This is a genomic window from Aeromicrobium fastidiosum (genome assembly GCF_017876595.1).
Lineage (GTDB): Bacteria > Actinomycetota > Actinomycetes > Propionibacteriales > Nocardioidaceae > Aeromicrobium > Aeromicrobium fastidiosum.
The window spans coordinates 121,456-145,131 of record NZ_JAGIOG010000001.1 but is presented as its reverse complement, the minus strand read 5'-3'; the positions used below and the strand labels follow the sequence as shown (position 1 = coordinate 145,131).

The 23,676-nt window shown below is 69.9% G+C and carries 23 protein-coding genes; 9 read left to right on the top strand and 14 right to left on the bottom strand.

The genetic code is table 11. The annotated features are described in order from the left end of the window. Positions 1-14 precede the first annotated feature (14 nt). Entirely contained in the window at positions 15-521 is a 507-nt protein-coding gene (locus JOF40_RS00700) for a universal stress protein (protein WP_056610824.1), read from the top strand. 1,046 nt (positions 522-1,567) lie between these two features. Here JOF40_RS00700 and JOF40_RS00695 read toward each other — a convergent pair. Further along, positions 1,568-2,950: a site-specific integrase gene (locus JOF40_RS00695; RefSeq protein WP_129183184.1), complete on the bottom strand. Its 1,383-nt coding sequence runs from the start codon at positions 2,948-2,950 to the stop codon at positions 1,568-1,570. Then, a complete protein-coding gene (locus tag JOF40_RS00690; protein ID WP_129183182.1) occupies positions 2,950-3,285 on the bottom strand; it encodes a hypothetical protein in 336 nt (111 codons plus the stop codon). Before JOF40_RS00690 ends, JOF40_RS00695 begins: the two co-directional genes overlap by 1 nt. A gap of 174 nt (positions 3,286-3,459) precedes the next feature. On the opposite strand from JOF40_RS00690, the gene JOF40_RS00685 reads away from it, so the two are divergent. Continuing rightward, entirely contained in the window at positions 3,460-5,445 is a 1,986-nt protein-coding gene (locus tag JOF40_RS00685; RefSeq protein ID WP_129183180.1) for a thioredoxin domain-containing protein, read from the top strand. Here JOF40_RS00685 and trhA read toward each other — a convergent pair. Continuing rightward, positions 5,442-6,143, bottom strand: a complete 702-nt coding sequence (gene trhA / locus JOF40_RS00680) for a PAQR family membrane homeostasis protein TrhA (RefSeq protein ID WP_129183178.1) — start codon at positions 6,141-6,143, stop codon at positions 5,442-5,444. The two genes, JOF40_RS00685 and trhA, sit on opposite strands and share 4 nt — an antisense overlap. Before the next feature lie 77 nt (positions 6,144-6,220). On the opposite strand from trhA, the gene JOF40_RS00675 reads away from it, so the two are divergent. Next, a complete protein-coding gene (locus JOF40_RS00675) occupies positions 6,221-6,982 on the top strand; it encodes an isoprenyl transferase (RefSeq protein ID WP_129183176.1) in 762 nt (253 codons plus the stop codon). 305 nt (positions 6,983-7,287) lie between these two features. Beyond that, positions 7,288-8,613, top strand: a complete 1,326-nt coding sequence (phoH2, locus tag JOF40_RS00670) for an RNA 5'-3' helicase PhoH2 (RefSeq protein ID WP_129183174.1) — start codon at positions 7,288-7,290, stop codon at positions 8,611-8,613. Between the two features lie 60 nt (positions 8,614-8,673). On the opposite strand, the gene JOF40_RS00665 is transcribed toward phoH2, so the two are convergent. Beyond that, positions 8,674-8,922 (bottom strand): DUF2630 family protein, encoded by a 249-nt coding sequence (locus tag JOF40_RS00665; RefSeq protein ID WP_129183172.1) that lies wholly within the window; start codon positions 8,920-8,922, stop codon positions 8,674-8,676. A gap of 64 nt (positions 8,923-8,986) precedes the next feature. Between JOF40_RS00665 and JOF40_RS00660 the strand changes: the two genes are divergently transcribed. Genes JOF40_RS00660 through JOF40_RS00640 form a run of 5 tightly spaced genes read left to right on the top strand, consistent with a single transcriptional unit; the run spans position 8,987 to position 14,529 of the window. Then, positions 8,987-10,252, top strand: coding sequence for an extracellular solute-binding protein (locus tag JOF40_RS00660; protein WP_188111749.1), 1,266 nt, complete (start codon positions 8,987-8,989; stop codon positions 10,250-10,252). Further along, complete coding sequence (locus tag JOF40_RS00655) at positions 10,249-11,070, top strand: carbohydrate ABC transporter permease (protein WP_129183168.1); 822 nt, start codon at positions 10,249-10,251, stop codon at positions 11,068-11,070. Before JOF40_RS00660 ends, JOF40_RS00655 begins: the two co-directional genes overlap by 4 nt. After that, positions 11,067-12,044, top strand: a complete 978-nt coding sequence (locus JOF40_RS20120) for a carbohydrate ABC transporter permease (RefSeq protein ID WP_129183166.1) — start codon at positions 11,067-11,069, stop codon at positions 12,042-12,044. Before JOF40_RS00655 ends, JOF40_RS20120 begins: the two co-directional genes overlap by 4 nt. Continuing rightward, positions 12,041-13,207 carry an ABC transporter ATP-binding protein gene (locus tag JOF40_RS00645; protein WP_129183164.1) on the top strand — a complete coding sequence of 389 codons (1,167 nt, stop codon included), beginning with the start codon at positions 12,041-12,043 and terminating at the stop codon, positions 13,205-13,207. The genes JOF40_RS20120 and JOF40_RS00645 overlap by 4 nt, the downstream gene beginning before the upstream one ends. Beyond that, entirely contained in the window at positions 13,204-14,529 is a 1,326-nt protein-coding gene (locus JOF40_RS00640) for a DUF2079 domain-containing protein (RefSeq protein WP_129183162.1), read from the top strand. The genes JOF40_RS00645 and JOF40_RS00640 overlap by 4 nt, the downstream gene beginning before the upstream one ends. 108 nt (positions 14,530-14,637) lie before the next feature. On the opposite strand, the gene JOF40_RS00635 is transcribed toward JOF40_RS00640, so the two are convergent. From JOF40_RS00635 to glpX, 10 genes are all read right to left on the bottom strand, one after another. Continuing rightward, positions 14,638-16,032, bottom strand: a complete 1,395-nt coding sequence (locus JOF40_RS00635; RefSeq protein WP_129183160.1) for a class II fumarate hydratase — start codon at positions 16,030-16,032, stop codon at positions 14,638-14,640. Next, positions 16,029-16,670, bottom strand: a complete 642-nt coding sequence (locus JOF40_RS00630; RefSeq protein WP_129183158.1) for a spermine/spermidine synthase domain-containing protein — start codon at positions 16,668-16,670, stop codon at positions 16,029-16,031. Before JOF40_RS00630 ends, JOF40_RS00635 begins: the two co-directional genes overlap by 4 nt. Positions 16,671-16,700: 30 nt before the next feature. Continuing rightward, complete coding sequence (locus JOF40_RS00625) at positions 16,701-17,873, bottom strand: redoxin domain-containing protein (RefSeq protein ID WP_129183156.1); 1,173 nt, start codon at positions 17,871-17,873, stop codon at positions 16,701-16,703. A 76-nt stretch (positions 17,874-17,949) separates the two neighbouring features. Then, positions 17,950-18,996 carry a sulfate/molybdate ABC transporter ATP-binding protein gene (locus JOF40_RS00620; RefSeq protein WP_129183154.1) on the bottom strand — a complete coding sequence of 349 codons (1,047 nt, stop codon included), beginning with the start codon at positions 18,994-18,996 and terminating at the stop codon, positions 17,950-17,952. Beyond that, the gene (locus JOF40_RS00615; protein WP_129183152.1) at positions 18,993-19,784 is read right to left on the bottom strand and encodes an ABC transporter permease; all 792 of its coding nucleotides are present in this window, start codon (positions 19,782-19,784) and stop codon (positions 18,993-18,995) included. Before JOF40_RS00615 ends, JOF40_RS00620 begins: the two co-directional genes overlap by 4 nt. Positions 19,785-19,793: 9 nt before the next feature. Then, positions 19,794-20,573, bottom strand: coding sequence for a molybdate ABC transporter substrate-binding protein (gene modA / locus JOF40_RS00610; RefSeq protein ID WP_129183150.1), 780 nt, complete (start codon positions 20,571-20,573; stop codon positions 19,794-19,796). Beyond that, positions 20,570-20,983 carry a TOBE domain-containing protein gene (locus tag JOF40_RS00605; protein WP_129183148.1) on the bottom strand — a complete coding sequence of 138 codons (414 nt, stop codon included), beginning with the start codon at positions 20,981-20,983 and terminating at the stop codon, positions 20,570-20,572. Before JOF40_RS00605 ends, modA begins: the two co-directional genes overlap by 4 nt. A 42-nt stretch (positions 20,984-21,025) precedes the next feature. Further along, a complete protein-coding gene (locus JOF40_RS00600; protein WP_209674294.1) occupies positions 21,026-21,658 on the bottom strand; it encodes an FMN-binding negative transcriptional regulator in 633 nt (210 codons plus the stop codon). Positions 21,659-21,668: 10 nt separating this feature from the next. Further along, positions 21,669-22,598, bottom strand: a complete 930-nt coding sequence (locus JOF40_RS00595) for an alpha/beta fold hydrolase (RefSeq protein ID WP_209674291.1) — start codon at positions 22,596-22,598, stop codon at positions 21,669-21,671. Positions 22,599-22,661: 63 nt separating this feature from the next. Beyond that, positions 22,662-23,669 (bottom strand): class II fructose-bisphosphatase, encoded by a 1,008-nt coding sequence (gene glpX / locus JOF40_RS00590; protein ID WP_129183144.1) that lies wholly within the window; start codon positions 23,667-23,669, stop codon positions 22,662-22,664. Positions 23,670-23,676: the final 7 nt, after the last annotated feature.

Below are 23,676 nucleotides of genomic sequence, written 5' to 3'. Positions count from 1 at the left end.
AAGGGAGAGTCTCCATGAACGACAATCCACCCGAAATTCCCAGCAGGCGCCTCCAGCTTCGTGACGGCGATACCACCACCGGCGGGTTGGTCGTCGGATTCGACCGACATGAGGCGTCCACAGCCGCACTGAAGAGCGCGGCAACGTTGGCAACCCGGCTGTCGATCGTCGTCCATGTCGTGCACGCGGTCGATCTTCGCGACTACCCGATCGATCCAGACGGTCCCGACTGGGAGGAGGAGGCAAGAGCGACGTTGCGGGACGAAGAACGCACCGTCCAGGATGTCCTCGACCCCTTCGGCTGCGCATGGACCTACCAAGCCGGACGACATGACCCGGCCGATCTCCTGGCGGCGGTCGCGGTGGAGACCAAGGCCATGATGATCGTCGTCGGCAGCCACGGCCAAGGCATGGGCAATGCTCTGGCTCACCTGTTCGAGGGGTCGATCGAGCACCGGCTGCTCAGCGAAAGACCACCCTGCGGGGTGCTCGTCGTACCGAGTCCGAGTACCAGGCCATGATGAAGCGCATCTGGCTCCGTCAAACAGGCCCAGATCCGCCCGGGCGGTGCTTCCGACTCTTGGAGAGTCGTAGGTCGCCCGCCTCCGAGAACTGGAACCGCGGATAGAACGTTCTGTCCGCGCGGTCGACGGCAAGGATGCGAGAACCTTCTTGCCGCAGCCATGCTGGGGTGTCGGCGAGGCTCGAGTCGGCTCGAAAGGCGCTGAGGGAGCTGAGATCAAGCGCTCCGGAGGCCAACAGCCGTGCCTGGAGCTTGGCGAACGCCCTCCGCCATTTCTGGATCGGGTCTTCTGTGCGCCGATGGTTGGTGGAGCCTCAGACAGACCAGGTGCGAAGACATCAGTCGAGGACTGTGGTGGTGCCGTCCATGCACATTCTTCTCCCACGATGCAGTTGGCATCGAGACGATGTCGCACCAGACGTTCGCGGGTCACCGTTTCAACAAGGTCAATCTGTCCCGCGAGTTCTTCCGCGGCACTCCAGAACAGGCGCTGGACGTCCTCAAGGCTCACTCAGTTGAGGTCCTTGGGTTGTGAACGCGTCGGCCGAAGAGTGCAGAGCCAGCTGGCCAGAAAGGCTGCGTGTCTGAGCGACTGTGGCGGCGTTGTCAGTAGTCAGATCTAATCTTTGCCGAGGGTGGCATCTGCCACCGCAACCGTCATCTTCACGCTTAGAAGGCTTCCAGGGGGGGGGGGCAGGTTCAGACGTTCTGGCCTGTCCCCGCAACTGACGAGGCCCCTGAAAAGCATGGATGCCGGTCAGGGGTCTTTTGCCATGTGCTCGGGTTTTCCCCAGAGGGCGCTCGCGTGAATCACTCATCGCGTCGCGACCGCTCGCCAGTGGCTTCGCGCCCGTTGACTTGGTCTGCAGTCGGGCGTAGCGAATGGGAAGCTCACACAAATCTGATTTGTTTGCGCCAGGCCCCAAGGGCTGATGAGCTCGAGAAGGTTAGGTGCTGATCAGTTTGACCAGGGCTCCTGGAGCTGACTCGACTACACCAGCAAGGCGCTGGCGCGCACGGTGAAGTGAGCGTCAGCGCCTTTGTTCAGAGATCGTCCAGGGTTCCCCTTGCCTTTTCGGTTCCATCCTCTGCGGCGATGACGTAGTACCGCTGCAGCGTTCGGACGTCGTGACCGTCCCACTCCGCGATGAGCTCCCAGTCGAACCCCTTGGACTTCCACCAGAGGGCGGCATGGTGTCGAAGGTTCTTGTACGGGATGTGCTTCGGCCAATCAATGGCGTCACGGATGACATGCCAGGCGTCGTTGAACGCCTCGCGCGTGGGAGGGACCCCGGAGGCATCGACGAACAACCAAGGCTCGTTGCGAGGGTCCTCGGCGTAGGACGCCCAGTCGCCGTCCGAGTCGAGTTGAGCTCTGCGCTCCCGCTCAGCCGCGATGGCAGCGATGACGATTTCCTCGGACGCGTCTTCGGGTAGCTCAAGGGCAATTGCACACCGCCTGATCAGTCCGAGGTGCTGCGAGCCGAGGTACGGGGCGACCCGTCGCTTGCCGTTCTTGGGGATCGGCACGCGATACCGGTCGCGTCGGTCTCCGTCCACCTCCGCCTTGTGATCGACGCGCCAGACGCCGTTGATCTCGAACCTGCGGGTCTCGAGATCGACGTCGATGGCTCGGAGCGCCAGCTGCTCACCCAACCGCGGCGCGCAGAAGGCAGCGTAGGACATGACATCCGGCATCCATTCCCAGACAGGAAGACTCCGAGCGGACTCGATCGCAGCGATCACCCGGTCGGTTGACGGCCTCTTTCGCGGCGCGACGTACGTGCGGTGGGCGCCTTGGACATTTGCTGACCGACCGTAGGACACATCCTCGAGGGGATTCTCGTCCTTCGAGAGCCAGCGGCCACCTGTGCGCTTGCGGTGTGCTGTGCGGCGCATGCCTGACAGTGTCGAACCGAGGTCCTCGACGCGGCAGGCCGACAACCCTGCTCGGCGGGCGTTCGAGATCACCTGTTGCGAGTGCTCGACCGACCAGTCGCGAACGAGCACCTCGCCGATGACTGGAGAGATCCATTTGTTTAGCAGACTGCGACGATTCGAGACGTAGTCCGTGGAGCGGTTGAGCGTCACAAGCCAGTCGAGGTAGAGCTGGCCGAGGGCGTCGAGATCGCGTTTGACCCCAGGTGATGCACCAGCGACTGCCGGCGTGTGCGTCCCGATGGCGACGTTCTGGTCGAGGGACTTCTCGATCTGGTCGAAGACCTGGTCGAGCGTCTCGTCGTTCCCCGGAACGGCTGAGGTCTGCCTGTCTGTCTCCGGGTGACGGTAGACCACACGACCGTGAGGTGAGGTCGGCGTGGGCTTGTAGGCCCGGACCTGCCAGGTCCCGCCGGTGGCGGTGGGGCGCGGCTTGCCGACGCGAGTCGCGCTGGCGGACCGCTTGCCGTCCTTGCGTGTGCGGGCCATCAGATCGCTCCGTTCAGGACGCTGCCGCGAGTGCGGCGACGAGGACGAACCGGGGCGACGGTGGTAGCTGACGTGTTGCGGTCGTGTTCGGACGTATCTGCGCCATCGCTCAGAGGCGTCGGGTCTGCCGCGAGTTCGCCGCCACCCAGGAGCCAGTTCTCCCACTGGATGAGAGAGTCGAGGCGGTACTTGCCGCCGATCGCGTTGGGGAAGCTTGGAGACTTCAACATCTCGTAGCCTTTGGTGCGGCCCCAGCCGTAACGGCTGAAGACCTGACGGGGAGACAGGAAGACCTGATCTCCGGTGGACATTGCCTGTGGGGGGTAAGTAACCATGAGAGGGAAGGTCCGAGCCGCCAACAGATCTGCAATGGTGCACACACCGAGCTCGAACTTTCTCGCACTGATTTCCGAAACTCGTTCGTAGCGTCGAATGCTCGTTACAAATGCTGAGACGTGCTCCGAGCAATCGCTGTCACTGGCGCCCCGTGATGACCAAGGAGACGAACCATGAACCGACTCGGAAACGCGACGTCGCCGTATCTTCAGCAGCACAAGGACAATCCCGTCGACTGGTGGGAATGGAGCGCTGAGGCTCTGGCGGAGGCGCAGCGTCTCAGCAAACCGATCTTGTTGAGCGTTGGTTACTCTGCCTGCCACTGGTGCCACGTCATGGCGCACGAGTCGTTCGAGGACCCCGCGACGGCGGCCTACATGAACGACCACTTCGTCAACATCAAGGTCGACCGCGAGGAGCGTCCTGACATCGACGCGGTCTACATGCGCGCGACCCAGGCCATGACGGGCCAGGGCGGCTGGCCCATGACGTGCGTCCTGACGCCCGACGGGCAGCCGTTCTTCGCCGGCACGTACTTCCCGCCCGAGCCGCGGCAGGGCACGCCGGCGTTCACGCAGGTGCTGCAGGCGCTGGCCGAGGCGTGGAGGGACCGGCGCGACGAGGTGCTGACGGTCAGCAAGGACGTCATGAGCCACCTCGAGTCGTCGATCGATCCCGTCGGCGGGGCGCTTGGTCCGGCCGAGCTCGATGCCGCGGTCGCCGAGCTGGCCAAGGGCTACGACGCCGACGCGGGCGGCTTCGGCACCAGCCCCAAGTTCCCGCCGTCGATGGTGCTGGAGTTCCTGCTGCGGCACCACGCCCGCACGGGCTCGCAGCAGTCGCTCGACCTCGTGGCGGGCACGTGCGAGGCGATGGCCCGCGGCGGCATGTACGACCAGCTGTCGGGCGGTTTCGCGCGGTACAGCGTCGACCGGTTCTGGCGCGTGCCGCACTTCGAGAAGATGCTCTACGACAACGCCCAGCTGATGCGGGTCTACCTGCACTGGTGGCGGCAGAGCGGCTCCCCGCTGGCCGAGCGCATCGTGCGCGAGACGGGCCGCTTCCTGCTCGACGAGCTCATGACCCCCGAGGGTGCGTTCGCCTCGGCGCTCGACGCCGACAGCGACGGGCACGAGGGCACGTTCTACGTCTTCAACCCCAACCAGCTGATGCGCGTCCTCGGCGTCGAGGACGGTGCCTGGGCGGCGCAGCTGCTCGGCGTGACGGGTCCGGGGACGTTCGAGCGTGGCTTCTCGACGCTGCAGCTGCGTGACGACCCCGACGACGCCGAGCGGTGGGAGCGGGTCCGCGGCCAGCTGCTGGCCGCCCGGGCGTCCCGCACCCGTCCCGCGCGCGACGACAAGGTCGTGGCGTCGTGGAACGGGCTGGCGATCTCGGCGCTGGCCGAGGCGGGCGTGCTGCTCGACGAGCCCGACTTCGTCGCCGCGGCGGTGTCGGCCGCCGAGCTGCTGCACGGCGTGCACATGGCGCCCGCCGGCTTCGTCCGCACGTCCCGTGACGGCGTCGCAGGGGCCAACAGCGCCGTCCTCGAGGATCACGGATCCGTCGCCGAGGCATTCATCGCGGTGCTCGGGGTCACGGGCGACGCGGTGTGGCTCGATCGCGCGCGCATCCTGCTCGACCGGGTCGTCGAGCACTTCGCCGATCCCGAGGGCGGCTTCTTCGACACCGCCGACGACGCGGAGGCGCTCGTCGTCCGGCCCAAGGACGCATCCGACAACGCCTACCCGGCCGGCACGTCCGCCGCGGTGCACGCGCTGCTCGCCTGCGCCGCCGTCACCGGCGACCACCGCTACCGCGTCGCCGCCGAGTCGGGCATCGGGTCGGCCGCCGTCATCGCCACGGGTGCGCCCCGGTTCGCCGGCTGGACGCTCGCCGCCGCCGAGGCCGTGCTCGCCGGCCCCCGCGAGGTCGCGGTGGTCGGCGGCCCGGCCGAACGCGCCGAGCTGCACCGGGCCGCGCTGGCGCTGACCTCGCCGGGGGCCGTGGTCGTCGCGGGCGACGTCGGCCTCGACGTCCCGCTGTTCGAGCAGCGCGACCGCGTCGACGGGCGGGCCGCGGCCTACGTGTGCGAGGGCTTCGTGTGCAGCCGGCCGGTGACGACGGTCGAGGAGCTGACCGAGGTCGTCCGCGGCTAGCGCTGCTGGTACGCCAGCAGGCTGACGCCGATGTAGTGCACGATGAACGCCGCGATGGTGAACGCGTGGAAGATCTCGTGGAAGCCGAAGTACGTCGGTGACGGGTCGGGCCACTTGAAGCCGTAGACCAGGGCACCGATCGTGTAGAGCGCGCCGCCGGTCACGAGCAGCACGATGACCGCGGTGGAGGCGTTGTCGACGAACTCCGGGAAGTAGATGACCGCGGCCCACCCCAGCAGCAGGTACAGCGGCACGTACAGCCAGCGTGGTGCGCCGATCCAGAAGATCTTGAACAGGACGCCCAGCAGCGCGCCGCCCCACACGAGCGACAGCATGATCGTCGCGTGGGCGGGGGTCAGCAGCAGCAGCGAGAACGGCGTGTACGAGCCCGCGATCAGCAAGAAGATGTTGGCGTGGTCGAAGCGCTTCCAGAAGCCCTTGACCCGTTCGTTCCAGGTGCCGCGGTGGTAGACCGCGCTGACCGTGAACAGCATCATCGAGCTGACCATGAAGATCGCGACGCCGATGCGCACCAGCACGTCGTCGGAGATCACGAGCATCACGATGAACGCGAAGAACGCCAACGGAACCGTGACGGCATGTAGCCAACCGCGCAGCTTCGGCTTGATCTCCTCGACCGTCTCGCGGAGGCGTTCGGTGGCCTCCTGCACGACGCCCTCGTGCTCCTGGTTGCTCATGCCCGAAGCGTAGGGCACGGGTGGCAACCTCCCGGTCGCGCGACCGCCCCGACCGTCCTCGGGGCTACTCTTCCGTCATGGGTGTCAGCGATCTCGCGTACGGCGTGTACGAGCGCCGTCTCGCCAAGAGCCTCGACCCCGCCCGTCTCCCGCATCACGTCGGTGCGATCGTCGACGGCAACCGGCGCTGGGCCAAGCGCGGTGGCGCGAAGTTCGAGGCCGGCTACCAGGCCGGCGCCGACAAGATCATCGAGTTCGCCCAGTGGTGCGACGACCTCGGCGTCGAGATCGTGACGCTGTGGCTGCTGTCGACCGACAACCTCCAGCGTCCGGCCGAGGAGGTCGCCAGCATCCTGGCGGCCGTCGAGACGCTGATGCAGCAGATCGCCGACGAGCGACGCTGGCCGCTGGCGGTCATCGGCAACCTCGACATGCTGCCGCCGGAGTCGGCCGCCCGCATGAAGCGCTTGGCGGAGTCGACCGGCGACGTCCAGGAGATGCGGCTCAACATCTGCGTCGGCTACGGGGGACGCCAGGAGCTGACCGACGCGATGCGGTCGCTGCTGCTCGACCAGGCGTCCAAGGGGCGGTCGCTCGAGGAGGTCGCCGAGACCCTCGAGGTCGACCACATCGCCGAGCACCTCTACACGCGCGGACAGCCCGATCCCGACCTCGTGATCCGCACCTCCGGCGAGCAGAGGCTCTCGGGCTTCCTGCTGTGGCAGAGCGTGCACTCGGAGTTCTACTTCAGCGACGCGCTGTGGCCGTCGTTCCGCCACGTCGACTTCCTCCGCGCGATGCGCTCGTACGCGTCACGAGAGCGCCGCTTCGGAGCGTGACGCGGCTCGTTCCTCGCCGCTCCAGCCGTTCGTTCCTCACGGCTGCCGGGCTTCGCCCGGGTCACTGCCTTCGCTCGCTGCGCTCGCTCGGCTCGTGGTCGCCACGTGGCTTGGGCGAGTCTGACGTCCTGCGGCGGGTGGGGCGGATGTTCACGTGGGCGTCATATTCGTTCTGCGTGTCGTGCCGGAAATCGCTGTTCGTCGGTCGTACGTTCGAGGTGTGTTGACGCTCGCGCTTGAGCCTGGATCACCTACCCACGAGTAGGGCCGGCGTAGGCGCGCGCGGGCCCGTTGAGGAGACAGCTGTGGCTGCACCGCGCACGTCATCGAAGCAGGGCACGACCCGCCGCACGTACGTCCTGGACACGAGTGTCCTGCTCGCGGACCCCAACGCCGTCAACCGTTTCCACGAGCACGAGGTGGTCATCCCGGTCGTCGTCATCACCGAGCTGGAGGGCAAGCGGCACGATCCCGAGCTCGGCTACTTCGCCCGCAGCGCCCTGCGCTTCCTCGACGACCTCCGGGTCCTCCACGGCACCCTCGACGTGCCCCTGCCGATCGGCGACGAGGGCGGCTCGATCCGGGTCGAGCTCAACCACACCGACTCGTCCTCGCTGCCGTCGGGCTTCCGGCTCGGCGACAACGACACCCGCATCCTGTCGGTCGCCAAGAACCTCGCCGATGAGGGCCTCGACGTCACGATCGTCTCCAAGGACCTGCCGATGCGCGTCAAGGCCTCGGCGGTCGGCCTCGTCGCCGAGGAGTACCGCGCCGAGCTGGCGCTCGAGTCGGGCTGGACGGGCATGCGCGAGCTCGAGATCGACAGCCTCGACCTCGACGACCTCTACGAGAAGGGGACGCTCGACCTGCCGGAGGCCCGCGACCTGCCGTGCCACACGGGCCTCGTGCTGCTGTCCGACAAGGGCAGCGGCCTCGGCCGGGTGACGGCCGACAAGGAGGTGCAGCTCGTCCGTGGCGACCGTGACGCCTTCGGCATCAAGGGCCGCTCGGCCGAGCAGCGCATCGCCCTCGACCTGCTGCTCGACCCCGACATCGGCATCGTGTCGCTCGGCGGCCGCGCCGGCACCGGCAAGTCGGCGATGGCGCTGTGCGCCGGGCTCGAGGCGACGATGGAGCGCGGTCAGCACAAGAAGGTCGTGATCTTCCGCCCGCTGTACGCGGTGGGCGGACAAGAGCTCGGATACCTGCCCGGCAGCGAGTCCGAGAAGATGGGGCCGTGGGGGCAGGCGGTGTTCGACACGCTCGGTGCCGTCGCCTCCCCGGCCGTCATCGAGGAGATCCTCGACCGCGGGATGCTCGAGGTGCTGCCGCTGACGCACATCCGCGGACGCTCGCTGCACGACTCGTTCGTCATCGTCGACGAGGCGCAGTCGCTCGAGCGCAACGTGCTGCTCACAGTGCTGTCGCGCATCGGCTCCAACTCCAAGGTCGTCCTGACGCACGACGTGGCGCAGCGCGACAACCTGCGGGTCGGACGCCACGACGGCGTCGTCGCGGTCGTCGAGAAGCTCAAGGGCCACCCGCTGTTCGCGCACGTCACGCTGACGCGCTCCGAGCGCTCGCCCGTTGCGGCGCTCGTCACCGAGATGCTCGAGGACGTCTCGCTCTGAGGTTGGGCACAGCACGACCGCCGACGCGGGTCCGGCAGCTGCCGGGTCCGCGTCCGCCGTCTACTCCAGGTAGTTCTCGACGACCGAGGGCGAGCGCTCGGAGGCGTCGTCGGGCGACCCTCCGGTCTCGCGCAGCGCCTTGCGCTGACGGAGCAGGTCCCAGGCCTGGTCGAGCTGCACCTCGAGCGCGTTGAGACGCGTGTGCTCCTCGCCCGGGGTGATCTCGCCGGACGCCAGCTGGTCGCGGAGCGACTTCTCTTCGGCGACCAGGTCGGCGATGTGCTGGTGGACGCCTTCATCTGTGGTCATCGTCGAAGTCTAGGTCGGTCGCGCCGCGCCGGCCATGCCCCGCGTCTGTGGCAAAGTTGCGCCCGTGAGGGCACCCGGGAGAGCCGCTCGTCGGTGGAGGCACCGCACGGCGGGAGTGGCTGCCGTCGCGATGACGTGCGCCGTCGCTGCCTGCGGAGGCGCGAACGACAACGTTCCCTACCTGCCGGTCGTCAGCTGGTACGTCGGTCCCGACCGGCTCGATGCCGCTGCGCTCGCCGCGACGTGCAACGACCAGGCCGGCAGCGACTACCGCATCGAGGTCGAGCAGCTGCCCGCCGATGTCGGGGCCCGGCGCGCCCTGCTGGTGCGTCGCCTGCTCGCGAAGGACTCGTCGATGGACCTGTTGAGCCTCGACACGTCCTCGACCGCCGAGCTGGCCTCGGCCGGGTTCCTCGCCCCGGTGCCGACGGCGCAGGTCGCTGCCCTGAGCGACGGCGTCACCCCGGCCGCGCTGGCGGCGGCCACCCACGACGGACGTCTGGTGGCCGCGCCGTGGTTCCTCGACCCGCAGGTGCTGTGGTTCCGCGGCAACACGGCCGAGCGCGCCGGGCTCGACACGACGCAACCGATCAGCTGGGACGACCTCGTGGCGGGTGCCCAGAGGCTCGGCGTCACGGTCGAGATCGAGGACCGCGACGGCAGCGGGCTGTCGGAGTGGGTCAACGGGCTGGTCGCCGGCAGCGGCGGTGCCCTGGTGTCCGGCAAGGGCCGCTCGACCACGGTCGGCCTAGACTCCGACGCCGGGCGCTCCGCGGCCTCGGTCGTGGAGTTCTACGACGAGGCCGGAGTCGGTCCGGGTCCCTCGTCGGACGCGCTGGCGCGGTTCGCGGGCGCGAACGGCGGCTTCCTGCTCGCCTCGACGTCCGCGATCGCCGATCCGGCCCTCGCGGCCGTGCAGGCCGACATGCGGGCCACTGCGTACCCCGTGGTCGGCAACACCAGTGTCGCCCCCATGGCCGGCGTCGGGCTCGCGGTGCCGCGGCACGCCAAGGACCGCACCCAGGCCTTCGAGGCGGTCGGCTGCCTCACCTCGGCGACGTCGCTGCAGGCGCTCGCGACCGGCCCCCAGCACACCCCGAGCCGTCTGGCGGTGCTGGACGACCCGGCCGTCGCGCAGGCGTTCCGCAGCGCCGATGTCGCCCGGGCAGCGGCGACCACGGGCGTGACGGTGCCAGTGACCCCGTGGTGGGGCAACGTCGTCGACGCCCTCGACGAGACCTGGTCGCCGGTCTCCTCGGTGACCCAGGACGCGACACCCCAGACTTCGCAGGCCGAGGTCGAGGCCGCCGTCGAGGGGACGATCCGATGAGGGGCTGGCGCTGGTCGGCCCCCGCCGTGGCTGTGCTGCTGCTCGTCACCGCGGTGCCCCTCGGTCGGGCGCTGTGGACGTCGCTCTCGCGGTCGAACCTCACGAGCCCCGACGACCGACGCTTCGTCGGCGTCGACAACTACGTCGACATCGTCTCCAGCCGCACGTGGTGGCTGGCCGTCGCCGCGACGCTCGTGATCGTCGTGCTGGTGGTGGCGCTGCAGCTCGTGCTGGGCATGGCGTTCGCCGTCGCGCTGCGCCGCCTGGGTGCCGCCTGGCCTGTCACCCGCGTGCTGGTGCTGCTGCCGTTCGGGATGCTCGCGATCGTCTCGGCGGTCATGTGGCGCGACGCCGTCACCACGGGCTTCGCGGCCTCGTGGTTCCGGCTCGACGACACCGGCCCGCTCGGCGCCCTCGTTGCGGTGTCGCTGGGCGAGGTGTGGCGCGGCACGGGCATCACGGCCGTGATCCTGCTGGCAGGTCTGCTGCGGGTGCAGTCGAGCCTGCTGGCATCGGCCGTCGCGGACGGTGCCACGGGCCTGCAGCGGCTGACTCGCGTGATCCTGCCCGCGATGGGTCCTGCCGTGGCCGTCGCCGTCACCTACCGCGCGCTCGACGCCTTCCGGATGCTCGAGGGGCCGCTCGTGGTCGACCAGCCCGGGGCTGACGTGCGCACCGCGCCGTTCGTCGTCTGGGACACGACCTTCAGCTCGTTCGAGACGGGTCTCGGTGCTGCGATGTCGATCGTGCTCCTGCTGCTGGCTGCGCTGCTCGCGGCCTTCCTCGTGCCGGTCCTGCGGGTCAGGAGGGTCGTGTGACTCCCTCCGTGCGGTCCCGCCTCTGGGCCTCCGCGACGTCCTTCGCACTGGGCTTCGCGGCGGGCAACTACGGCGTGCTGATGATCGCCCGCCCCGACCAGTGGGCGTGGATCGCCGTGTCGGTCGTCCTGATGCTGACGGGCGCGGCGGGCGTCCTGTTCGCCGACACGACCCGCGCGGTGTCGTTCTGGGCGATCCTCGGCGTCGAGCTGTTCGCCGTGTTCACCCTCGTGCCGATGCTGTGGACGTTCACGGTCGCCACGACGCCGTCCGGGGTGACGCCGAGGACGTTGATGCCGCAGGACGTCACGTGGGCGGCCTTCGACGGGGCGCTCTCGTCCGACACGCTGCGCTCCGCGGCCGGCACCTCGCTGCTGGTCGCGCTGCTCGCCACGATCGTGTCGATGCTGCTGGCGGTGCCCGCGGCCTACGCGCTGGTGCAGCTGCCGATGCGCGGCCGCCGGATCGTCTACGGCTTCGTCGTCGCGACCCTGCTGATGCCGGTGCTGGCCCTGTCGGGCCCGTACGCCGCGCAGCTCATCGACCTCGGCGCCTACGGCTCTCGCTTGGCGCTGGTCGTCCCCACGCTCGTGGTGACGCTGCCGCTGGCGGTGTGGCTGAGCGTCACGGTCATGCGCGACGTCTCGTGGGGCCTGCTCGACGCGGTGCGCGCCGACGGGGCCAGCCGGTCGCAGACGCTGCGGCAGTTCGCCGTGCCGCGGCTCGGCCCCGGCGTCGTCACGGTGACGCTCCTGGTGTTCGTGGCCGCGTGCAACGACTTCGCGATCGGTGCCGGCCTCGCGCCCGATCGTCCCAGCCTGCCGCTGCCGGCGACGTTGCTCGTGGCTTCTGGGCAGGTCGACGGGTCCAGCGCCGTCGCCGCCGCCGGCCTGCTGTGGCTCCTGCTGCCGCTGGCCCTCCTGCTCGTCCTCCCACGCCGGATCAACCACCTCCTCGGAAGGTCCTACCGATGACATCCATCGAGCTCAGCCACGTCACGACCGACGGCACCGGCGGTCGTCCGCTGCTCGACGACATCACCCTCACTGTGCCGACCGGGACGACCCTGGCCATCACGGGCCCCCCGGGGGCTGGCAAGTCGCGGCTGCTCCGCACGATCGTCGGGCTCGAGGAGCAGACGTCCGGCGACATCCTCATCGACGACATCGTCGTCAACGCGGTCGACCCGCGGGGGCGCGACATCTCGATGGTGTTCGAGGACTTCGCCCTGCACCCGCACCTCGACGTCTTCGACAACCTCGCGTTCTCGTCGCTGCTGCGCAAGGGGGTCGACAAGGAGGCGCTGTCCGACCGCATCCACGAGGTCGCCGAGCTGCTGGCGCTGACCGCTCTGCTCGACGTCCGCCCGGCCGACCTCGACGCCGCCCAGCGTCAGCGGGTCGCGCTCGGTCGCTCGCTGGTGCGGGAAGCGACGGTCTACCTGTTCGACGCCCCGTTCACGGCGCAGTCCGAGCGCGTCCGCACGCACGTCCGGTCGGTCACGACGCAGTGGCAGCAGGAGGCCGAGCGCACGTCGATCTTCACGACCAGCGACGTCGAGGAGGCACTCAGCACGGCCGATCGCGTCGCGGTGATGCACCAGGGATTCATCCACCAGGTCGGCACGCCCCGCGAGCTGTACGACCGGCCGGCCGACATGTTCGTGGCCGGCTACCTCGGCTCGCCGCCCATGAACCTCGTGCCGGCCGTGCCGGCGGGACAGCAGCTCGTCATGCCGCTCGGCACGATGCTGCTCGACGACGACCTGATCGAGCGCATCGGCGATCGCACCCTCGTCGTGGCCGGCATCCGTCCGGAGCACTGCATCGACGCGACGGGACCCGGCGGTGCCACGGTGGACGATCGCGTCGAGTTCACGACCCGCATCGACGACATCGAGTGGCGCGGCAGCTCGCAGTTCGCCTATCTGGGCTACGAGATCGAGCCGGAGATCGAGGCCGTGATGGGCGAGGTCGAGGAGCTGCTCGAGTTCGACCTGTTCCAGAGCTTCCTCGTGGCGCAGCTGCCCGCCGAGAGCGCCGTCAAGCCCGGCATGTCGATCCGTGTCGTGATCCCGCGGCAGAGGATTCACGTGTTCGACCCGCAGACGGGCGAGAACCTCACGCTTCCGCGATGACGGCGACCCGTCCGCAGCACCTGCTGGCCGCCTTGCTGGCGCTGGCCGCAGCTGTCGTCTACGCCGTCGTGTCGTTGGTGCGCTTCGACCGGTTCACGATCGCCTCGTTCGACAACGCGATCTTCGAGCAGGCCGTCAAGAGCTACGCCGGCTGGGGCGCGCCGATCGTCGACATCAAGGGGCCGGGCTTCAACATCCTGGGCGATCACTTCTCGCCCGTCACGGCCCTCATCGCGCCGTTCTACCGGTTGTTCCCGTCGGCGCAGACGATCCTGCTGGCCCAGGTCGTCCTGATCGCGGTGTCGGTGTACGTCATCGCGGTGCTCGGGATGCGCACGCTGGGCACGGTGACGGGTGTGGCGATCGGCGTCGCCTACGCGTTGTCGTTCGGCATCCAGTCGGCCGTCGAGGCCGACTTCCACGAGGTGGCCTTCGCTGCACCGCTGCTGGCGCTGGCGGGAGCGGCCTACGTCGATCGACGGTTCGGGCGCGTCGTGATGTGGTCGGTGCCGTTGCTGCTGGTCAAGGAGGACATGGGGCTGACGGTGGCGATGATCGGCGCGGTCCTGTGGCTGGCCGGGGAGCGACGGCGGGGCACGGCACTGGCGGCGGGTGCGATCGCGGCGATGGCGCTGGTGCTGCTGGTGATCGTCCCGGCGTTCAACGCCGGTGGCTCGTACGCGTACTCGGGGACGCTCGGCGGCGACCGCGGGATCGTCGCGACGCTGCTCGAGGCGTCCGACCGCAAGCTGGCCACGGTCGTGCTGACCCTAGCGATCACGGGACTCGCGGCGCTGGCCTCGCCGTGGGTGCTGGTGGTGCTGCCGACGTTCGCGTGGAGGTTCGCCGGCGACGTCCCGTTCTACTGGGGCACGGAGTGGCACTACTCGCTGGTGCTGATGCCGATCGTGTTCGTCGCGATGATCGACGCGATCCGGCGCCGTCCGCTGTTGCGCTGGGCCACCCCGGTGGGCCTGGTCGTGGGGGCGTTCATGCTGGTGAGCTCACCTGTGGCGGCGCTGATCGAGCCCGCCACGTACAGGGAGCCGCCGCGCGCCGACGCCGCGCGTCTGGTGCTGTCGCTGGTGCCCGACGGGGCCTCGGTCGAGGCCGACATCGGGCTGATGGGCCACCTGGTCACCGACCACACCGTCTACTGGCTCGGGACGATCGGCAGCGCCCGTCCCGACTACGTGCTGTTCGACCTCGACGCCGGCATCGGGTCGCCGACCGACGTCAAGGCCTACGCCGAGCAGGCGCACGGCGGCACCTACGACGTCATCTTCGACCGCGACGGCTACGTCCTCGCCCAACGCCGCTGACCCCACACCACCGCCGACGCGTGGGTTGCGCCCTACCGACGCGCGGGTTGCGACGGGCGCAACCCACGCCTCAGTGGGGCGCAACCCACGCGTCAGCGAGGGGATGGGTCAGGGGTGGGTCATGCTCATGACGTCGAGGGCCGTGTCGAGGTCGGCCTCGGAGACCTCGCCACGCTCGACGAAGCCCATCTCGACGACGACCTGGCGGATCGTCTTCTTCTCCTTGACCGCGGTCTTGGCGACCTTGGCGGCGTTCTCGTAGCCGATGTAGCGGTTGAGCGGCGTCACGACGGACGGCGACGACTCGGCCAGCTCGAGGCAGCGCTCCTCGTTGGCGGTGATGCCGTCGATGCAGCGGTCGGCCAGCACCCGCGAGGAGTTGCCGAGCAGGCGCATCGACTCCAGGATGTTGCGGCCGATGACCGGCAGCATGACGTTGAGCTCGAACGAGCCGGACGCACCCGCGGTCGCGATCGTCGCGTCGTTGCCGATGACCTGCGCGGCGACCATCAGCGTCGCCTCGGGCAGGACGGGGTTGACCTTGCCGGGCATGATGCTCGAGCCGGGCTGCAGATCGGGCAGGGCGATCTCGCCGAGACCCGTGCGGGGACCCGAACCCATCCAGCGCAGGTCGTTGCAGATCTTGGTGAGGCTGACGGCGATCGTGCGCAGCTGTCCGGACATCTCGACCAGGCCGTCACGCGCGCTCTGGGCCTCGAAGTGGTCGACGGCCTCAGTGATCGGGAGCCCCGTGCTGGCGGCCAGGATCTCGATGACCCGCTGCGGGAAGCCGATCGGCGTGTTGATGCCGGTGCCGACCGCCGTGCCGCCCAGGGGCACCTCGGCGGTGTGCGGCAGCGCCGACTCCACGCGGGCGATGCCGCGACGGATCTGGGCGGCGTAGCCACCGAACTCCTGGCCCAGCGTGACGGGCGTGGCGTCCATGAGGTGCGTGCGGCCCGACTTCACGACGGATGCGAACTCGGCGGCCTTGGCCTCCAGCGACGTCGCGAGGTGGTCGAGCGCGGGGATCAGCTCGTGGGTCGCCGAGGCGGTCGCGGCGACGTGGATCGAGGTCGGGAAGACGTCGTTGGACGACTGCGAGGCGTTGACGTGGTCGTTGGGGTGCACGTCCTTGCCGAGGGCCTTGGTCGCGAGGGTCGCGATGACCTCGTTGGTGTTCATGTTGCTCGACGTGCCGGAGCCCGTCTGGAAGACGTCGATCGGGAAGTGCGCGTCGTGGGCGCCCGTCGCGACCTCGTCGGCCGCCGCGACGATCGCGTCGGCGATGTCCTGGTCGAGGATGCCGAGCTCGGCGTTGGCCTTGGCGCACGCGGCCTTGATCTGCGCGAGCGCGCGGATCTGTGCGGACTCGATGGGCGTGCCGGAGATCGGGAAGTTCTCGACGGCGCGCTGGGTCTGCGCTCGCCACAGGGCGTTGACGGGCACGCGGACCTCGCCCATGGTGTCGTGCTCGATGCGGTACTCGGTGGTGTCGGTCATGTCGGCACGATATCGCTGGTCCACGGCGCGTGACCGGTGAGGATCCAGTAGCGCTCGTCACGGCCCTGCAGGCGGACGTCGACCGCGTCGGCGACGACGTCGACGAAGTGCTCGGCGAGGGTCGCGCGGACGGCGGCGGAGTCGGCCATCGACCAGACGCTGAGCCGGCCGTCGGACGTCAGACGGTCGGCGCACGTCGCGACGAACCCGGGGCCGTAGACCGCCGCGTTCTGATCGTGCACGAGGAAGTCGGGGCCGTTGTCGACGTCGAGCAGGATCGCGTCGAACGAGGCGGACGGTTGCGCGGCGACGACGTCGCGCACGTCGCCCACGACGACGTCGAGGCGTGGGTCGTCGAGCAGGTCGGCACCCGGGATCGTCCCGCTGCGCATCGCGTCGACGATCTCGCGGTGCAGCTCGGCCACGACGACCCGCTCGACGTCGGGGCCGCCGAGAAGCTCACGGGTCGTGAACCCCAGTCCGAGTCCGCCGACCAGCACCCGGCGGGCACCGGCATCGATGGCCGTGCGGGCCAGCAGGCACTCGGAGGTCGTCTCGACGTCGTCCATCACGAACACGCCGTTGACCCGCAGCTCGAGGGCCCCGTCGTCGCGTCGGCGAACGACCACCTCATCCATGGCACCACCCTAGACAGAGGCCTGACGGGTTCAGCCGAACGAGAACGCGTAGACCTGCAGCTCGCCCTCGTAGCGGACCGTGAGGGTCTCGCGCGCGAACAGGTCGGACACGTGCAGCTGCAGCAGCTGCGGTGGGCCGTCGACCACGATCTGCCTGGTGAGCCCGTCCGAGGTCGTCACGACGAGCGTGCCGTCACCGGCGACCAGCTGGTAGGCCGAGCGCCCCCGGTAGCTGACGCGGGCGACGGCGGAGTTGCGGGGAGATGAGCTCTCGGAGCCGACCGTCCAGAGGCCGCCGAAGCTGAATGTGCCTTCCGGCTGCGACGGCGGAAGGCGAAAACGCGTGTCGTCGCCGATGACGGTGTCGGACTCGCCGTCGACGCGCCGTCCGTCCGACGCGCCGAGGTTGATCTGCGGGGTCGTGTCGGCCCCGGGGTCCTCACCGTCGTCGAGCCCGCCGACCCGGTCGGGGAGGTCGACGGCGGGGTCGCCTTCGACCAGCAGGCGGCGGATGAGCTCCTCGGTGCCCACGGCCCCGCCCTCGCCGATCGAGATCGCCCGCACGGTGCCGGTGGCGTCGACCAGGTACGTCGAGGGCAGCACCTGGGCGCGGTAGTCGGTCAACGTTGCGAAGCTCTGGTCCTGCAGCACCGGGAAGGTGACGGCCAGCTGGTCGAGCGTGCGGGCGAGCTGGCGATCGTCCTTCTCGAAGGCGAACTCGGCACTGTGGACGCCGACGATGCGCAGTCCTGCGTCGCCGTACGTTTGCTGCCATTCGTTCAGGTAGCGGCTGGCCCGCCGACAGTTGATGCACGAGCTCGAGAAGAAGTCGACCAACACGACGGAACCGCGCAGGTCGTCGAGGCTGACCGGCGTGCCGCCGGGAGTGTTGAGCCACGCGCCGGGTCCCAGCGGCGGGGCCGTGCCGCAGCGTGCGAGCGTCGTGCTGCCCGGCGGGCACTGGTCGAGCTGCTGGTTGTCGGCGTTGGTCAGGTTGCTGAGGCGTCCGCGATCGGCCGTGCCCGTCGAGATGGGTGAGGGGGAGGGGGACGCCGACGGTGCGGGGTCGGACGGTGCGACGGCCGCGAGGCGTCCCGGCACGTCGACCAGCGCCGCGACGACGAGCAGGGCGAGCGCGGCTGAGATGCCGAGCGCACGCCGTGAGCCCAGCACCTGCCGGAGCGCTTGCCGCAGTCGTGACACGGGATCCGTCCGGGAGAAGGGTCAGGGACGTGACCCAGCATCTCGCGGACGGATGCCCGGCGCAGTGCGGATGCCTTCACGCCTCGTAGATCGCGACCTCGCTGGCCTTGACCGCGAGGAAGACCTCAGTGCCCGGCGCGAGGTCGAGCTCGGCGACGACGGGCACCGTGACGTCGGCCGCGATCTCGTCGGTGCGGATGCGCACCTGCGACCCCCGTGGCTCCAGCTCGCGCACCACCGCAGGGTAGACGTTGCGCGGGCTCCCGCCGGGACGCTCGCGGTGGACGCTGACGGCCCCGGGCGAGAACACCGCGACCGCCGCGGTGCCCTCCGGCACGACCCGGTCGCCGTGCAGGCCGGCGACGAGGAGGCCACCGGACGTCCGTACCGCGCTGTTCTCGACGGGTCCGCGCGCGAGGTTGAGCCCCGCGATGCCGGCCCCGAACGTGCTGCGGGGGCGGGCGAGGACGTCCTTGGTCGGACCTTGCTCGACGATGCGTCCGGCCTCCACCACGACGACGTGGTCGGCCAGCAGCAGGGCGTCGAGGACGTCATGCGTGACGATGACGGCGCTGCGTCCGGCCAGCACGCGCCGGAGCACCTGTCGCATCGCCGGGACGACGGTGACGTCGAGGGCAGCCATCGGCTCGTCGAGCAGCAGCAACCGCGGATCGGCGGCGAGCGCTCGCGCGATCGCGACCCGCTGTGCCTGTCCGCCCGACAGGCCGGCGGGCCTTCGGCCCGCGAGGTCGCCGGCCTCGACCTCGTCGAGCCAGGCGCGGGCCACCTCGCGGCTCGCGGCCCGTCCGGTGCCGCTGCTGCGGGGCCCGAAGGCGACGTTGTCGAGCACCGACAGGTGCGGGAACAGCAGCGGGTCCTGCGCCAGCAGCGCGGTGCCGCGCTCGTGCGGCGGCAGCCAGGTGCCCGCCGCGACGTCGAACAGGGTGTGCCCGTCGAGGGTTGCCCGTCCTGCATCGGGCCGGAGGATGCCCGCCACGACGGACAGGAGCGTCGACTTGCCGGAGCCGTTGGGCCCGAGGACCGCGACGGTCTGCCCGTCCTCGACGTCGAGCGCGACCTCGACGTCACGGGCCGTGACGGTCGCCGACAGTGACAGGCTCACGGCTGGCTCCCACGGGTGCCGCGCACCAAGCCGATGACCAGCACCGCCACGACGACCAGCACCAGCGACAGCGCCACGGCCGCGTCGGGATTGGTCTCGCGCTGCAGGTAGATCTCGAGCGGCAGGGTGCGGGTGACGCCCTCCAGGCTGCCGGCGAACGTGATCGTCGCGCCGAACTCGCCGAGCGCGCGGGCGAACGACAGCACCGCGCCGGCGGCCAGCCCCGGAAGCACCAAGGGCAGCGTGACCCGCCGCAGGACGGTCGTCGGTCGCGCGCCGAGCGTCGAGGCGACGACCTCGTAGCGCTGCCCCGCGGTGCGCAGCGTCCCCTCGAGGCTCACGACCAGGAACGGCAGCGACACGAAGGTCTGGGCGATGACGACCGCCGTGGTGGAGAAGGCGATCTGCAGCCCCAGCACGTCCATCGTCTCGCCGAGCAGGCCCCTGCGGCCGAACGTGTAGAGCAGCGCGATGCCGCCGACGACGGGTGGCAGCACCAGCGGCAGCAGCACGAGCGAGCGCAGCAGGCCTTGACCCCTGAAGGAGGTGCGGGCCAGCACGAGGGCCATCGGCACGCCCAGCACGACGCACAGCACCGTCGCCGCCCCGGACGTCCGCAGGCTCAGCAGCAGCGCCTGCCGGGACGACTCGGACGTGATGAGCGACCAGAAGCTGCCCCACTCGACCCGGGTGGCCAGCGCGACCAGGGGCAGGACGATGAACAGTGCCCCCGCCCCGGCGGGCACCCACACCCAGCGGGGCACGCCCGACCAGCTCGCCGAGGCCATGCGTCGACCCTAGGGCTTCGCGAAGCCGGCCGCCGCGAGGACGGCCTGGCCCTTCGTGCCGGTCACGAACTCGGCGAACGCCCGAGCCGCCTCGGGGCTCTTGCTGCCCGCGAGGGATGCGATCGGGTAGGTGTTGACGACGTCGCCCGACTCCGGGAACGTCACACCGACGACCTGGTCGCCGGCAGCCTTGACGTCCGTGACGTAGACGAGGCCCGCGTCGGCCTCGCCGGAGATGACCTTGCCCAGCACGTCGGTGACCGACTGCTCCTCGCTGACGGGCGCGATGTCGACCCCGCTGGCCTGCTCCACGCCGACGGCAGCGGCACCGCACGGCACCTCGGGGGCGCACAGCACGACCTTGACGCCCTTGCGCGCGAGGTCGTCGAGCGAGTCGATCTTCGCGGGGTTGCCCGGCGGCGTGGCGATCTCGAGGGTGTTGGTGGCGAAGTCGGCGGGCGTCCCGTCGACGAGGTCGTCGCCGGTCGCCTTGTCCATGTTCTTGGTGTCGGCCGACGCGAAGACGTCCGCGGGGGCACCCTGCTGGATCTGGGACACGAGATCGGCCGAGCCGGCGAAGTTGAACGTGACGGTGACGCCGGGGTTGGCCTTCTCGAACTCAGCGCCGATCTCGGTGAACGCTCCCTTGAGGGACGCTGCCGCGAACACCGTGATGGTCGTGGCCTTCGGGGCGTCGGCGCCTCGGGACGCGTCGTCCGACGACCCGCACGCGGCGACGGTCGTGGTCAGGAGCAGGGCCGCGGCCGCGAGGCCCATGATGCGCTTCATGACTGTCCTTCGAGGGATTCGATGATGACGTTGGTCGACTTGATGACGGCCACCGCGACGCTGCCGGTCTCGAGCCCCAGCTCGTCGACGGCCTCGCTGCTCATGAGCGACACGACGCGGAACGGGCCGCACTGCATCTCGACCTGCGCCATGACGGTGTCGGCCTTGACGGCCGTGACGAGCCCGACGAAGCGGTTGCGCGCCGAGCTGGCCGAGCTGGCCGAGCCGGACGGGTCGAGGGCCGTGCGGGCCTGCTGCTGGGCGAACAGTGCGAGCTCACGCCCCTCGACGGCCATGCGTCCCGAGGCGTCGGTGACCGACGCGAGCGATCCGCCGCTGATCCAGCGGCGGACGGTGTCGTCGCTGACGCCGAGGAACCGGGCGGCATCGGAGATCCGTACGTGCGACATGGATCGAAGCCTAGGGCATCATTTGCGGCGATGCCGACCGATTCAGTCCGTGGATGCGTGTCCGATGCTGTCGGCGCGAGCGCGCTCCATGTCGTCCGCCAGCCGCGGTTGCCGGTAGGGACCCGGTGCCCGCAGCCGGTCGATGACGTTCTGCACCGACACGACGTCCTTGTCCTGGCTCATCTTGACCTTGCACGTGAAGCGCTCGACCGGGATGCGCAGCCCGACCGTGCCGCGGGCCAGGGGAGCGGCCGCCACGGGGTCGAGCCACATCGGCTCGTCGACGTGCTGCTCGAAGTGCGCCGTCAGCCGCTCCAGCACCGCGAGATTCGCCTCGGCGTCGAGCACCTGGGGCGTGCCCCAGCAGTGGACGGCACTGAAGTTCCAGGTCGGCGCGATGCTCGCGCCGGGCACGTACCAGCTCGGCGACACGTAGCCGTGCGCTCCCTGGAAGACGACCAGCACCTGGCCGGCCTCGAAGTCGTGGAGTCGGTCGTCCGGCCTGCCGACGTGCGTCACGAGCGCGAGCTCGTCCGACTCGTCGAGCAGCACGGGGTAGTGGGACGCGACCGGCACCCCGTCGCGCTGGCTGACCAGCATCGCCCACGGGTGGTCGTCGATGATCTGGCGCGCGACCTGCTCGTCGGTCGTGGCGTGCCGCGGGTTGTGCCTCACGGGGCGGGGCTCATCGCTCGGCGGAGTCGGAGGCCCGAGCCGCCGTGCGGGCGATCGCGTCGATGTAGGTGGAGTAGAGCTGTGCCGGCATGTCATGCGCCATGCCGGCGATCTCGAGGTGCTCGGCACCCGGGATCGCGTCGGCGGTGGCCTTGCCCCCGGAGCGGTGCACCAGCGGATCGTTCAGGCCGTGGATCACGAGTGCCGGCAGGTCGAGCCCGCGCAGCGCCGCGGTGCGGTTGGGCTGCGTCAGCACGGCGAGCATCTGACGGGTCACGCCGCTCGCGGTCCACCCGCGGTCGTACGTCTCGTAGGCGCGGTCGCGGGCCATGGCGTCGTCGGACGGGAACGCGGGGGAGCCGATGACCTTCGATCCCTTGAGCGAGCGCTCGACGTAGGAGTCGCGGGTGCGTCCCGCTGACGACAGCAGCACCGGGAACACCTTGGGGTTCTGGAAGCCGACGGTGCGTCGTCCGGTCGTCGACATGATCGAGGTCAGGGTGAGGGCGCGGGACGGATGCTCGATCGCGATGGTCTGCGCGATCATGCCGCCCATCGACACGCCGGCGATGTGGGCGCGGGGGATGTCGAGGTGATCGAGCAGGCCCACGGCGTCTGCCGCCAGGTCGCTGATCGAGTAGGGCACCGAGACGCGGCCGACGATCGGCAGGCCAGTGAAGGCGCGGACGACGTCGGAGCGGCCGACCCGGTGCTGGCGCAGCTTGGTCGAGCGACCCGTGTCGCGGTTGTCGTAGCGGATGACGAAGAAGCCCCGCTCGGCCAGCTGCTCGCAGAACGGTGCCGGCCACCAGCCCATGGGCCCGCCGAGGCCCATGATCAGCAGGACCGCGGGATCCGCGGGGTCGCCGAACGTCTGGTAGCAGATGTCGATGCCGGACGGCAGCGATGCGAAGAGCTCATCGGACATGGTGACGGACATGTCCACGATCGTACGACCCGCACGGGGCGGACGCCGTCCGTCCGCCGCCCGGGCGGAGGTGGCTCAGCGCTCGTAGTCGATCGCCGAGTAGGCCTTGAGCTTGCCGAGCTGGTGCTCGCTGGTGATCTTGCGGATCGTGCCGCTGCGCGAGCGCATGACGAGCGACTCGGTGTACGCCTTGCCCGCGCCGTAGCGGACGCCGTTCATGAGCTCGCCGTCCGTGATGCCGGTCGCGACGAAGAAGCAGTCGTCGGCGTCGACCAGGTCGCCGGTGTGCAGCACCCGGTCGAGGTCGTGCCCCGCGTCGATCGCGCGCTGGCGCTCGTCGTCGTCGACGGGCCACAGCTTGCCCTGGATCGTGCCGCCGATCGCCTTGATCGCGCACGCCGTGATGATGCCCTCGGGGGTGCCGCCGATGCCGACCAGCAGGTCGACGCCGGTGTCGGGACGAGCCGCCGTGATGCCGCCGGCGACGTCGCCGTCGATGATGAACTTGATGCGCGCACCGGCCGCCCGGATCTCGTCGACGAGACCCTGGTGGCGGGGACGGTCGAGGACGCAGACCGTGACGTCGCTGTGGGAGATGCCCTTGGCCTTGGCGACCAGGGCGATGTTCTCGGCGACGGGCAGGCGGATGTCGACGACGTCGGCGGCCTCGGGCCCGGCGATCAGCTTCTCCATGTAGAACACGGCTGACGGGTCGTACATCGAGCCGCGGGGGGCCACGGCCATGACCGAGACGGCATTGGGGAGGCTCTTGGCGGTCAGCGTGGTGCCGTCGATCGGGTCGACCGCGACGTCGCACGCGGGACCCGTGCCGTCGCCGACCTCCTCGCCGTTGAACAGCATCGGGGCCTCGTCCTTCTCGCCCTCGCCGATCACGACGACACCGCGCATCTGCACGGTGTTGATGAGCGAGCGCATCGCGTTGACCGCGACGCCGTCGGCACCGTTCTTGTCGCCGCGGCCGACCCACCGGCCGGCGGCCATGGCTCCTGCCTCGGTCACGCGGACCAGGTCGAGGGCGAGGTTGCGATCCGGGGCCTGGGCGGCGGGCTTGAGGCTGTCCACGGCCACA